Origin of the sequence: Calothrix sp. PCC 6303 (assembly GCF_000317435.1) — a bacterium.
GTDB lineage: Bacteria > Cyanobacteriota > Cyanobacteriia > Cyanobacteriales > Nostocaceae > PCC-6303.
In genome coordinates, this window is the sequence record NC_019751.1 from 1,686,778 (window position 1) to 1,699,586 (window position 12,809).

Below are 12,809 nucleotides of genomic sequence, written 5' to 3' on the forward strand. Positions count from 1 at the left end.
ACTTCCTAAGTAACGACGAGTTTCGTGAATATTGATATTGCCAACTGTAAATTTTAGTTCAACAACTAAACCTCGTTTATCAAAAATCGGAACTGAAAACACAAAAAATTAAACAGTCAACCAAAAATGACTTTATTTTGCTCCCATATCAATTTGTTGAGCCAAATGTGCCGAATTTAACTCACTTTCCTAGACTTTATTAGGTGTAAACTTAGGCTTCTAGCTTGCAGGCATTTTCGCGCAGTCTCATACAAAATTAGTTTCAGTTCTCTTTAGTAATAGAAACCATCGACTTAAACCTATACATTACTACAGCTTATATTATTAGTCACTTTGTCACAACTCAGATATTTTTAAATTGTAAATGCTTTATCAGTAGCCATTTTGATGTTTGTTGTTTGCCATGCAAATTAGTTTATATGCCTTGAGAATACATGCATTATCACTTTTGATTCACATAAGATAAAATTATATTTGCTCTAGTAAACTTAATTTATTTGCCCTAAAATATTAAGTTTCGATCATAAAAATCAGTATTTTTTTATTAAATTGTTACATGCCTTAAAGTCTCTTGATGATTGGGTTTGATGCCTATCAAAATAATTTAAGAGGGCAAAACTAACTAAGATTTACGCTAAAACCCTGATCCCCAACCATAGAAATTCGTGTTAGTCTGTTGCAGTCAAAAGTTAAATGTGTGAACAAGACGAGTTAGCAACTAAAAATGTTTCACATAGGTTTTATACGATTAATCAATGATTCGCATACTGTGAATACATGAGTCGAACAACCCTTTTGATGTCGCATTAAATTCGGACGCATGAATCAAAGACATTTGTGGACTGTTGTTGCTCTGTTGAGCGCTATTCTCGGAACACCATTATCCTGTCGCAGTCAGACATCCACTGCGAAAGTGGTTCCTGTTGCCTCTGCTACCCCATCCCCAGCAAACGATGCGGTAAAAGTTGGCGAATACCAAAACAAGGTAAATAGCTCTGTGACAGCTGCGGAGATTCACACTCACAGCTTGGCAGGAAAACAGGCGGCAACGGTTTATCTTCGCAACATTCCTTTGCTGACTTTTGTTGGTCAGGAACAAGCCGTAAGTAGTGGTGAAACCAAGATTGGTACAGTCAATAACGTCGGGGGCATACAAATGTATGCCCCTAGTGCTATGGAGACAACCAAGGTAGCAACAGTCGGAATTGAAGGAGATTTAACTGTAAATCCAGCAAATTCTGATGAAGATGTGGCAGTGCAGAAAGCAACTGTAGCTGCATCTCGCATCAATGATTTAATCCGCCAAAAAGTTGATGCCAAGAAAATTACCGTTAGTTGGCAACGCAATGGTGCTATTGAAGTGGCTAATGCCTGGCAGGATAAGAACTTATCTGACCAATCAGCAACAAAAGGTAGCTACGTAATCAAATTTGATGGTCAAGAACTGCTTCGCATTGATGGTAATACCCGTCTGCCAGATTCCACCAATAATCCTGCCCAAGATGCACTCCAAGCTACAAATCGCTTACGTCGCTTGGTGGGCAATGCATCACCCCTGACAACGATCGAAAATATGCCAAATCGATCACCAATTACTATTCCTGGAATTGGATCACCAAAACTACCAACAAAAGTAGCTGTTGGTCCGGTGACATTTACCCTGCGGGGAAAAGCTTCTTTTTATGGCTACGATGGTTCTGGCAATAAAACCGCCACTGGTGAGAGATTTAACCCAGAGGCAATGACAGCAGCACATCGTACCCTACCTTTTGGTACGCGAGTTCGCGTTACTAATAACAATAATGGTCGTTCGGTCGTTGTGCGAATCAACGATCGTGGACCCTTTATTAGAGGTCGAGTGATTGACCTTTCCTACGGTGCTGCCAGAGTAATTGGCATGATTAGTAATGGTATTGCTCCGGTAACGGTTGAGGTTTTAGGAAAGTAGATTTCAAACTTGAAAATCGATTCACAAATTTAGATCCCTGACTTTTGACAAAAGTCGGGGATCTTGTTTTGCAAGACTGCTATAGTTGTATGGTTGATTAAAGGGTGCTAATTGAGTAATAGTTCCTAAAATTAGCAATTATCGACTTATTTTAAACCATTATCTTCCCCAGCTTCCCTAGTCCCAGCTAACTTTCACGAAGTCAGAGGCTTTCTATGATCTAGCAATTGCGGCGATCAGCTGACGGGGAGAATTCAATTGACAAGGGGAGATATTTGTGCGTCTGCTGACGACAGTTGCAGCTTTACGTTGCTATTTAAAAAAACGCCATTTAGAAAATCAGACTTTACAGTTAGAAGAGTCGCTACAATTTGAGATAACTGGTACTATCCGGACGGCTATTGGTTTAGTGCCAACGATGGGAGCATTACATCAAGGGCATCTCAGTTTAATTCAAAGAGCGAGAGCCGAAAACTTTACAGTCATTGTGAGTATTTTCGTGAATCCGCTCCAATTTGGTCCTAACGAGGATTATCAACAGTATCCTCGGACGTTGGCACAAGACCGACAGCTATGCAAGCAAGCAGGAGTTGATGCAATTTTTGCACCGACTCCGGAAAAAATGGGAATAACTGCGAAGAATATACAAGAATCGGAAATTACACAGGTTATCCCTCCGTCTGCTATGATATCAGGCTTGTGTGGTCGTGATCGGCTAGGTCATTTCCAGGGTGTGGCAACAATTGTTACCAAGCTCTTGAACTTGGTGCAGCCCGACCGAGCCTACTTCGGGCGAAAAGACGGTCAGCAACTGGGGATTATCAAAAAGCTAGTTGCCGATTTAAGTTTGCCAGTTGAAATTGTTGCTTGTCCAACAGTGCGGGAAGCATCTGGTCTGGCTTTGAGTTCTCGTAACCAGTACTTGAGTTCAAAACAGCGAGAGGACGCAGCAGTTTTATATCGAGGTTTACAGCAAGCAGAATCTGCATTTCGTGCTGGCGAATATAATGCAGTCAAACTAATTGACCTCGTACAAAAGGAAGTAGCAAAAGTCAACACTGTGAATGTGGAATATATTGAGTTAGTTGAACCGACAACTTTGATGTCATTGGAAACAATTCAGGAGGAAGGAATGTTAGCGATCGCAGCTCGTCTTGGGTCTACACGTTTAATTGATAATACGCTGCTACGCGATCGCAAGCCTATTATCGCTATTGATGGACCTGCTGGTGCCGGAAAATCAACCGTTGCTCGCCAAGTGGCAGCAAAGCTAGGATTAGTGTATTTAGATACAGGTGCCATGTATCGCGCTGTAACCTGGCTGGTACAACAAAAAAATATTGCCTTTGATGATGATTGCGCGATCGCAGAATTAGTCGAACAGTCTATTCTCGAACTTGCACCCAGTTCAAATCTAGAATCCCCAGTTCAGGTTTACATCAACGGGCACGACATTACCCAAAAAATCCGTACTCCAGAAGTCACAGCCAAAGTATCAGCGATTGCCGCCCAAAGCGCAGTTCGCCAAGCATTGGTAAAACAACAGCAAATGTGGGGCATAAAAGGTGGCTTAGTCGCCGAAGGGAGAGACATCGGTACTCATGTTTTTCCCGATGCCGAAGTTAAAATCTATCTCACAGCTTCAACTGGTGAACGCGCGCGTCGTCGTCAACAAGATTTTGAACGACAAGGCTTACCCCCAGTTGAGCTAGAGCAGCTAGAAAAAGATATTGCCGAACGCGATTGGAAGGACAGCACTCGGAAAGTCTCCCCTTTAAAAAAAGCTGATGATGCAATTGAGGTACAAACTGATGGCTTGAATATTAGTCAAGTCACAGACAAAATTATTGAGTGCTTTCAACAGCGCTTATCCCAATTGTAAGTATATTTACTTTTCATAATTCAGCCAAAGCCCGCTTTTGCGGGCTTTATTTATATTCCACCAGACCTAATTTAAAGATTGCCACCAAAAATCATTAAAATCTGCTTCACAATGTGAGTATGACATCCAAGAAATGATAAAAATAGAAACAAGCATACTACTCAATGCTGTTGAATATCCATGACCAAATACTGTTTAAAAAACTCAAGGTAATCTAATCAAAAGATATGCAGAGAGAAAAATCTCAAAACCAACCTCCTGACAGACTTTAAATTGCCTGTCCTTCATTTTCATTTCACCTTGCTGAACAACACAATATAGAACTTAGCCAGAAACGATGAAAGCATCTGCAAAATTCGACTTTGAAGACGAAAAGTTCAACGCACTGCCTTCTCAAGTCATCCCTTGGTGTCAGATGATTAACCCTCGATACGGCGCTGACGGGGTTGGATCTTATGGTTTGGCGCTCAAAATAGATAATGCCCAAGCAGTAGGTTTTCAACCTGATAATAGTTGGTTGCAAGTCGAACATGAATTTAGTTCTGGAGTCGAGACGGTGTACATAACAACCACACCACGCTTGGCAATTATGCGTCGAGGTCCTCTCTCGGTGAAGGATCGAGAAACTGGAGTTAAGCTTGGCACCCTCAGAGATAATTATGATGCTTTTTTAGCAGACAAACTTAAATTTAAAACTTTTACCCGTTACTTAGTTTTTCTAGTGGGAGAAGATAAAAAGTTTCTACATCAATCTCCCTTACAGTTAACTTTACATGGTGCTGCTGGCGCAAGTTTTAGTAAAACCTATTGCGAATATAGCCAGGGAAGACCATCAGGTGGTTTTGTTGTGGAGTTAGAACGTGCCTATGCAGCTTACCGTAAACAGTTATCTACTCCCAAAGGCGCTTTGTTTCATGCTCACGGCATATTTTGCCCAATCATTGAGTGTGAAGAACGGGGAATCCAACCCAACACAGTTTTAGTAGCTTCAACGGTAGACTACAAACACCCAACTGTTTCTACCCTCACCGAATATTTGATCGCATCGGATTCTCGTGAATCTGAACTCATAGCCAAAAGCTTTGAAGAGTATAAGGAATTTGGCAAGGAACAGCCAAAAACCGAGACAAGCAGCAAAATGGCAGTGGTGGGAACTGTGTCTAATTCATATGTTTATTCTGATGATGATGACTTTGCCTATCCACCTTATTAGTTAATTTAGAGGTACGTCATCTACTGTAGGTTGAGTTAGTTAGCACAACCTACAGGTTTGAGATTAGAGAGATTTAATAAACCATTGGTGCTTGACTACGTAAAGCTTTTAGAACATTTTGACAATAAGGACAATCGCAACCAAAAGCTGCGATCGCTTCATTACTTTCGCTCTCGGAAAAATCCAGTGATGTAACCCTGTCGCTCGAAGTATTAGCTGCGTTGAATTTGGATGAAGTTGAGTAACGAGGATCTAGTCTAGCAACCTTAGTACAAACAAATTGGTCATAGCTAACATGAGGATGTTTGATGCAAGCAGTACCATTTTTCAAACGAATGATGGGTGTAATTGCCTGGACTGGGGCTACAATCCCGATTACTGACATCAAAGGTGTAAAAATAGTGGGACTAGCTAAGAGTGATAGTATAAATTTTTTGTTCATAATTTTCGCGGTATAGACTTTCCTAGTTTTAAGATTCAGTTTTCTGAAGAGGCTGGTTTTCCAGCGATTCTTGCCGAACCGCTCCAGATTATCGTCGAGGCTTTGCAAACACATAATACATGGGATGAAGACGCTGCCTTTGCCGAAGAAGGCATGAGCGACTATGCGGTATGCTACAGCAGGAAGATTAACAACGAAGGTGAAAAATAATAAGTATGCCTCTTTCAGTCATCTTAGAGGGAATGCGATCGCATTCGAGTCAGGTGCTACTTTTGACTGAGATTTAAATTTATAGCCATTCCCAAGCAAGTGAGGCACAGATTAATCTTTAATAGCAAAAGAGTAGACTTTAAAAGTGTACTTCACTAGACCGGGAACCGCTATAAAGCAACTAAACTAATAAATAATCATTGCTGATGCTGGGATAATACCATGCAATCATTAGAAACCACCACAACTTCAACTGTAGAATTAAAAATAGATTTAACCGACGAGCAATTTTGGCTGCTTTGTCAAAATAATCGTGACTACCAATTTGAATGTACAGCATCAGGGGAATTGCAAATTATGCCACCGACGGGGGGAGAAACAGGTAATAGCAATATTGAAATAGCTTATCAAATCCAAGGCTGGAGTCGTCAAAATAATCTTGGTAAAGCTTTTGACTCTTCAACTGGTTTCAAGCTTCCTAATGGTGCAAAGCGTTCTCCTGATGCTTCTTGGGTGAAAATTGAACGGTGGAACGCTCTCACACCAGAAGAAAGGGAGAAATTTCCCCCTATTTGTCCTGATTTAGTGTTGGAATTGCGTTCCAGAACCGACTCCCTGACGGAATTGCAAGGGAAAATGCAGGAATATATTCAAAATGGTGCTGCTTTGGGTTGGTTAATCGATAGGAAAAATAAACGAGTTGAAATTTATCGTCCTCACCAAGATGTGGAAATATTAGAAAATCCCAGTAGTTTGTCTGGGGAAGATGTTTTGCCAGGATTTATTTTGGATTTAACTCAAATTCTGTAGCGAGTATTTTAGTGTGTTTCTCTAAATATCAAAACTTTATAGGAATCCGATTTGATTATTGTTGGTGTAGCCTGTGCTTTGCACTTAAAAATTTAAGTATATGTAGGGTGTGTTATGGCTTTAGCCTAGCGCACCAAAATCCAGAAGACGGTGCGCTACACTTCGTGATCACACAACGCCAGTCACCTTATGTCGGGGAACCCACCAACAGTCCTGACTCCCCTACGTGTGTTTCATAAATCAAATATGAGTACTATATTTTTCGATACTAATTTTACTTAAGAAGTCTCCAATTAAATACAGTGAACCACAAAGTATTACTAAGTTGTCGGAGACAGAAAAAGCATGATCTAAAGCCGACTCTAAATCTTCTTCTGCTTGGGAAAGTTGGAGTTGTGGAGTGGTTTCTTTAGCAAGTTGCGCGAGGTAACTGGGTTCCGTGCTGTCGCTATGGGGTACAGGAACTAGAAGTACTCTGTCACCTGGTTTGAGGAGGATTTGGAAGATGTCAGCATGGTCTTTTTTCGCCATCATTCCCATGACCCAAGTGATACTTTCTTGATTCAGTGTATCTACGTAATCGCGGAAAACTTTCGCTCCACCTGGGTTATGTGTCCCGTCAATCAGTAATTTTTTATTTTTCCAAGTTGTCCACTGAATTCTTCCCAACCATTTGGTTTTGGCAATACCATCAACAATGGTTGTGATGGTGATTTTGTCCCATCCCTGCTGCTGAAGTAACTGCAAAGTGGCAATTGCTAAAGCTGAATTTGCCAGTTGAATTTGTCCCGCTAATGGTAAGGGATACTGGAAGGAATGGTTTTCTCCCAAGTATTCTGCATATCCATCAGCTAGTTGACGGGAGGGTGATGGGAAGTACAAAGGAGAGCCAAGTTTTTCAGCACGCGATCGCATAACTTGTTCAGCCTCTAGTGGTAATTGTCCCACAACTACCGGACGACCTGCTTTAATTATTCCCGCTTTTTCTCCAGCTATCTCAGTAATGGTATCTCCCAATAGTTGCCAATGTTCGCGGCTAATTGATGTAATTACTGATATTAAGGGATCGGCAACATTGGTGGCATCAAATCTCCCTCCCAAACCCACTTCCATCACAGCAATATCAACCTGAGATTGGGCAAAATACAACCAAGCGGCTGCGGTAATGACTTCAAATTGAGTCGGTGATTCTGTTCCTGGAGGTATTGCAGCTTGGATTTGGGTAATTAATTCCCCTAGTTTTTCTGAAGATATCTCCTGTTCGTTGATGCAAATGCGCTCGTTCCAATTAACCAAGTGTGGCGAAATATACCTTCCAACGCGATAACCTGCTTCTGTGAGGATTGCCGATAAATAAGCGCAAACAGAACCTTTCCCATTGGTACCTCCAACATGGATGAAAGGTACTTGATTTTGAGGATTATTGAGGTGAGATAGTAGTTTTTGCATCCGTTCTAATTCTAGACGGATACCAAATCGGGCGAAAGGTTGGAGAAGAGTGTCAATATCCACAATCAGTTATCAGTTAACAGTCAATTATTAATTATCTCTCGTGCCAGTTCAATAGCTGCATCTGGTGTCGAAATTCTGCCTTCAACCTGTGCAACAGCTATCTCCGTAAGTAATTCGCCAATTAATGGTGATGGAGCAATATTTAATGCTAGTATAATTTCCTTCCCATTCAATAGTGGAGTGGGATGGGCAACCAGATCATCAGGGTTAAGGTAGCGGGCGATTAAGGGTTCAATCTGATCTATGCTGGCATTACTGGCTAAAGAGTAGATTGCGATCGCTAAAAAAATCGCCTCAGCTTCCTGAAAGAAAAAATACTGTTGTCGTAAACTCATTGGTAAATTTTCTAGTTGCCGAGACAAGCGTAAAGTTGTGGTGACAGCTTTGATTTCGGCACGACTGTAAGTTAACTGTGACAACTCAATTTCTGCGACTTCTGGTTGTTGATTTACCAAACATGCCAACTTAGCGATACCTAACCAAGTAGTTTTAATTGTATCGCGGATATATTTCCCTAATTCCACCTCCAACTGTTGCCAAGTGGTGGTAACTTGAGTCATCATCAAGTCTACTTTGAGTAAGCGATCTCGAAGAGAACCGCTTCGCTGTAAGCATTTCTCAACGGTGATACTTTGAAAGAAGCATTTTAACAAACCATCTTCAGCAGCTTGAACAATCCACTTCGTACCCGCAGAATTTGCCAATAGATAGCTTAACTCAGTTCTCACCCTTTCAGGAGCAACATTCCCCAACAGCGGTGCTAATTCCCGAATAGTTTTTTGAGTACCACTATCAATTTTAAAATCTAACTGTGCAGCTTGACGATACCCCCGCAGTAACCGTAAAGGATCATCTTGGAGGTTTGCTGCTGATACCATCCGTAAAATCCCAGCTTGAATATCAGCATAACCGTGGAGAGGATCAACGATTTTTTGGGTACGAGGATTATAAGCGATCGCATTCACCGTAAAATCCCTTCTGTGTAGATCCGTTTCTAAATCATCACCTTCTTGTTGAGCAATATCAACAGTCCCCTCTGCAAAAACCACCCGTGCAATATTCCTTTCCCCATCCAGCAACACAAAACCTGCCTGGTAATGCTGGGCAATTTTCCGTGCTACCCCCACAGCATCCCCCGGCATAACAAAATCAAGATCTAAATATTCCCGTTTCCTCCCTAAAATTCCATCCCGCACCGCACCCCCAACCAAATAAGCAGATTCGGGGAGTAAATCTAAATCAAAAGGATAATTTTCGGGAGATAAAGCAGTGAGATTCATGGGGTTGATAGGAGATACAAGTCAAAATATAGCGTTTGTGATCTACTTTTGGTAGAGTATGCGATCGCGTACCTTCGCTAAGGTATTCTAGAGTGTAATCAAGTGGACAGAAAATATCGGAAAAGTTTTGATAGTCAAGATACATTTATATGACACAGCAGAAACTCAACATTCATAGTCTCAAACAATATTTAAAAAATCGCTCTCCTATAGAATTAATCGAAGATATTACTGAACTTTTTAGCAAAATTCAACCAGTAAAAGATTATTATCAAATCAAAGTTTATCCTGAAAATGAAAAAGAGCTTATTGCTAAGTGTAAAAAGAGTATTGAGCATGAGTTTTTTCCATCTAGAGGCTTGGGTAAAATCAGACTTGCAGCAGCCAAGAAAGCTATCGCCGAATACAAAAAACTTTGTAAAGCAGATAGTAATTTGATTGATGCAATGCTGTTTTATGTAGAACAGGGAGTGAAATTTACTGATGCCTATGGAGAGATAAATGAGTCTTTTTATATGAGCATGGAAGGAATGTACGAAAAGGCTGTAATAATTATTATCAAAGCTGGATTAGAAGATGAATTTCGGGAACGTTGTCGAAAAATCATGTTAGACACATCAGACATGGGATGCGGATTTCATGATACTTTATGCGAAATCTACGAAGAAAATTTTTGATAATTGGATAAGATAAATATTTGAATCGATGAGTGATTAGCAAAGCTAAGGTGAGTTATGAAATTAGTAATCATTTCCGTTGCCTGAATCCTCTGCCCAAAAAATTCATAAAAATCAACCCAAAGAGCGTTTAACAAACCCCAAAATTAAGCTAGATTAATAATAAAGGTTCATGGAGATGATTCTATGTGCGTTTGTATCAACTGCCACTATGTAGACCGCTGCGTCACCTACAACGCAGTCGAAACACAGCATCAACAACCCCATCTCAGCGAAACACCAGACTTTGAACCCAACGAACCCTCCATCAACGTCAACATCCGTACTAACCAAGACACCATCGAAATGGAATGGGATGTAGTGGGTTGCCTCAGCTTCAAACAAGAAACTGGAAAATGGGCAAAACTGCGTCCAGGAGAACTAGTCCCCACTTAAGAGGCAAGGGGGCAGGGAGCAGGGAGCAGGGGGAAAAGAATTGATAGACTATTAGTAAACTCCCTCTCTTCCACTCTGCGTTAAAACTCTTTTATTCTGTCTTTTTCTCAGCCTCCCCCAAAAGCGCGAACTAACAAGTCAGCGAAGCTATCGCATTCTCCAACGCAATCGCCACATGAGTCCAATGCGTCCCCCCCTGACAGTAAACCACATAAGGCTCCCGCAGAGGACCATCAGCCGAAAACTCCAAAGTACTCCCCTCAATAAACGTTCCCCCAGCCATCACCACTTGACTCTCATACCCCGGCATTTGATCAGGAACCGGGTCTAAATAGGAACCAATGGGAGAACTCTGTTGAATCGCCTTACAAAAAGCAATTAATTTCTCAGCCGAACCCAACTTAATCGCTTGAATCACATCTCGACGTGGTACCAAAGGTGGCGGATTCACCGGATATCCCAGCTTGTCAAAAACATAACCAGTCAAGTGTGTTCCCTTCATCGCCTCCCCCACCATTTGCGGAGCCAGGAATAAACCCTGAAATAGCAACCTTAACTGGTCGAACGTCGCCCCCCCTTCACTCCCAATTCCCGGAGCCGTCAACCGACAGCAAGCCATCTCCACCAAATCTTTTCGCCCTGCCACATAGCCCCCAGCCGTCACAATCGTTCCCCCAGGATTCTTAATCAACGAACCCGCCATAATATCCGCCCCTACATGCGTAGGTTCACGGGTTTCAATAAATTCGCCGTAGCAATTATCAACAAAACAAACAGTATTGGGATTTTGCTTCTTGACTAAATTAATAATTTCTTCAATTTCTGCCACCGACAAACTTGAACGCCAGGAATACCCACAAGAACGTTGGATTAATACCAGTTTGGTATTTTTCCTAACCGCATGGCTGAGATTTTCCCAGTCAATATTTCCTTCCTCAGTCAACTCCAATTGTCTGTAACTTATGCCAAACTCTATAAGGGAGCCTTGTCCTTCACCCCTTAGACCGATAACTTCTTCCAGGGTGTCATAGGGTGCCCCAACAACTGCTAACATCTCATCACCAGGACGGAGGATACCATACAAAGCACAAGCGATCGCATGAGTCCCAGAAACAAATTGTACGCGTACAGCTGCGGATTCCGCCCCCATTGCCTCAGCAAAAACTTGATCCAAGGTTTCGCGTCCTAAATCATCATGTCCGTATCCGCTCACCCCTGCAAAATGGTGCGCGCCAACGCGATAATGACGAAAGGCATTTAAAACTCTTTGAAGATTTTGCTTGACCTGAGCGTCAATTCCAGAAAAAATCTGTAACAGTGCTTGTTCTGCATCTTGCAGTTGCTTCAAGCTATCCATCTATTCCCTCGTTTACAAAAAAAATGCGAATTCATTAGGTCAGCATCCCATGTTTGGCAGTGGATTCGTTAGAGGCTAAATGATTTCGACAAAATAAATCTCATTCAGGTTATTGCATGACAACTGCGACAACACCCGCAAAACCAACTAGAAATTGGTTTCATATCGGGTTCTTCGGACCATTACATCTTGGAGCATTACTTGCCCTATTTCCCGCATTTTTTAGCTGGAAAGCCGTAGGTGCTGCCCTACTGCTTTATTGGATTACTGGTGGTCTAGGGATTACCCTCGGATTTCACCGTCTCATTACCCATCGGAGTTTTCAAACTCCCAAATGGCTAGAATATTTTCTCGCTACTTGTGGTACCTTAGCCTGCCAAGGTGGACCAATTGATTGGGTTGGTTTACATCGTATCCACCACCTACACTCTGACCAAGAACAAGACCCACATGATTCTAACCGTGGTTTTTGGTGGAGTCACTTTGGTTGGATGCTGCACCAATCACCAGCTTTTGCTGAAGTCCCTCGTTATACCAAAGATATTTACGACGACCCATATTACAAGTTTTTGCAAAAAAATATGGTTTTGCTGCAAGTTGCTTTAGGTGCAGCTTTACTCCTATTTGGTGGCTGGTCATGCGTCGTTTGGGGTATTTTTGTTCGTTTAGTTTTCGTTTGGCATTGTACCTGGTTTGTCAACAGCGCTACTCATAAATTTGGTTACAAAACTTACGATTCTAAGGATCATTCCACCAATTGTTGGTGGGTAGCTTTACTAACTTACGGTGAAGGTTGGCACAATAATCACCATGCTTTCCAATATTCAGCGCGTCATGGCATGAAATGGTGGGAAATTGATCTGACATGGATGACAATTCAACTGTTGCAACTAGTAGGTTTAGCAACAAATGTCAAGCTGCCAGACAAAAAAAGCATAACCGTATAAATGTTATTTGCCATTTCACTATTTGAGTAAATATCAGTTTAAATGTGGAATGGTATCTCAATGTTGATATAATGCGGATACGTTAATGTTTGTTAC

11 protein-coding genes are annotated in these 12,809 nt (G+C 41.6%); 7 read left to right on the forward strand and 4 right to left on the reverse strand.

Annotated elements, in window-relative coordinates:
* Window positions 1–820: 820 nt before the first annotated feature.
* The 3 genes from CAL6303_RS06920 to CAL6303_RS06930 all read left to right on the forward strand — a co-directional run bounded on the left by CAL6303_RS06920 (window position 821) and on the right by CAL6303_RS06930 (window position 5,043).
* Window positions 821–1,948 carry a septal ring lytic transglycosylase RlpA family protein gene (locus CAL6303_RS06920; protein WP_015197133.1) on the forward strand — a complete coding sequence of 376 codons (1,128 nt, stop codon included), beginning with the start codon at window positions 821–823 and terminating at the stop codon, window positions 1,946–1,948.
* A 277-nt stretch (window positions 1,949–2,225) separates the two neighbouring features.
* Window positions 2,226–3,830 carry a bifunctional pantoate--beta-alanine ligase/(d)CMP kinase gene (locus tag CAL6303_RS06925; RefSeq protein WP_015197134.1) on the forward strand — a complete coding sequence of 535 codons (1,605 nt, stop codon included), beginning with the start codon at window positions 2,226–2,228 and terminating at the stop codon, window positions 3,828–3,830.
* 337 nt (window positions 3,831–4,167) lie between these two features.
* Window positions 4,168–5,043 carry a DUF5895 domain-containing protein gene (locus CAL6303_RS06930; RefSeq protein WP_015197135.1) on the forward strand — a complete coding sequence of 292 codons (876 nt, stop codon included), beginning with the start codon at window positions 4,168–4,170 and terminating at the stop codon, window positions 5,041–5,043.
* Between the two features lie 73 nt (window positions 5,044–5,116).
* Here the strand turns inward: CAL6303_RS06930 and CAL6303_RS06935 are convergent, their stop codons facing one another.
* Window positions 5,117–5,485, reverse strand: a complete 369-nt coding sequence (locus CAL6303_RS06935) for a hypothetical protein (protein WP_015197136.1) — start codon at window positions 5,483–5,485, stop codon at window positions 5,117–5,119.
* Between the two features lie 432 nt (window positions 5,486–5,917).
* On the opposite strand from CAL6303_RS06935, the gene CAL6303_RS06940 reads away from it, so the two are divergent.
* On the forward strand, window positions 5,918–6,505 hold the full coding sequence (locus CAL6303_RS06940; RefSeq protein ID WP_015197137.1) for a Uma2 family endonuclease: 588 nt from the start codon (window positions 5,918–5,920) through the stop codon (window positions 6,503–6,505).
* A gap of 240 nt (window positions 6,506–6,745) precedes the next feature.
* On the opposite strand, the gene CAL6303_RS06945 is transcribed toward CAL6303_RS06940, so the two are convergent.
* Window positions 6,746–8,017 (reverse strand): bifunctional folylpolyglutamate synthase/dihydrofolate synthase, encoded by a 1,272-nt coding sequence (locus tag CAL6303_RS06945; RefSeq protein ID WP_015197138.1) that lies wholly within the window; start codon window positions 8,015–8,017, stop codon window positions 6,746–6,748.
* 20 nt (window positions 8,018–8,037) lie between these two features.
* Complete coding sequence (locus CAL6303_RS06950; RefSeq protein ID WP_015197139.1) at window positions 8,038–9,297, reverse strand: CCA tRNA nucleotidyltransferase; 1,260 nt, start codon at window positions 9,295–9,297, stop codon at window positions 8,038–8,040.
* Window positions 9,298–9,446: 149 nt separating this feature from the next.
* On the opposite strand from CAL6303_RS06950, the gene CAL6303_RS06955 reads away from it, so the two are divergent.
* The gene (locus CAL6303_RS06955; protein WP_015197140.1) at window positions 9,447–9,974 is read left to right on the forward strand and encodes a DUF6155 family protein; all 528 of its coding nucleotides are present in this window, start codon (window positions 9,447–9,449) and stop codon (window positions 9,972–9,974) included.
* Window positions 9,975–10,160: 186 nt separating this feature from the next.
* Entirely contained in the window at window positions 10,161–10,409 is a 249-nt protein-coding gene (locus CAL6303_RS06960; RefSeq protein ID WP_015197141.1) for a Ycf34 family protein, read from the forward strand.
* Window positions 10,410–10,539: 130 nt separating this feature from the next.
* Here the strand turns inward: CAL6303_RS06960 and CAL6303_RS06965 are convergent, their stop codons facing one another.
* Window positions 10,540–11,766, reverse strand: coding sequence for an aminotransferase class I/II-fold pyridoxal phosphate-dependent enzyme (locus tag CAL6303_RS06965; protein ID WP_015197142.1), 1,227 nt, complete (start codon window positions 11,764–11,766; stop codon window positions 10,540–10,542).
* A 116-nt stretch (window positions 11,767–11,882) separates the two neighbouring features.
* On the opposite strand from CAL6303_RS06965, the gene CAL6303_RS06970 reads away from it, so the two are divergent.
* Window positions 11,883–12,713, forward strand: coding sequence for an acyl-CoA desaturase (locus CAL6303_RS06970; RefSeq protein ID WP_015197143.1), 831 nt, complete (start codon window positions 11,883–11,885; stop codon window positions 12,711–12,713).
* Window positions 12,714–12,809: the final 96 nt, after the last annotated feature.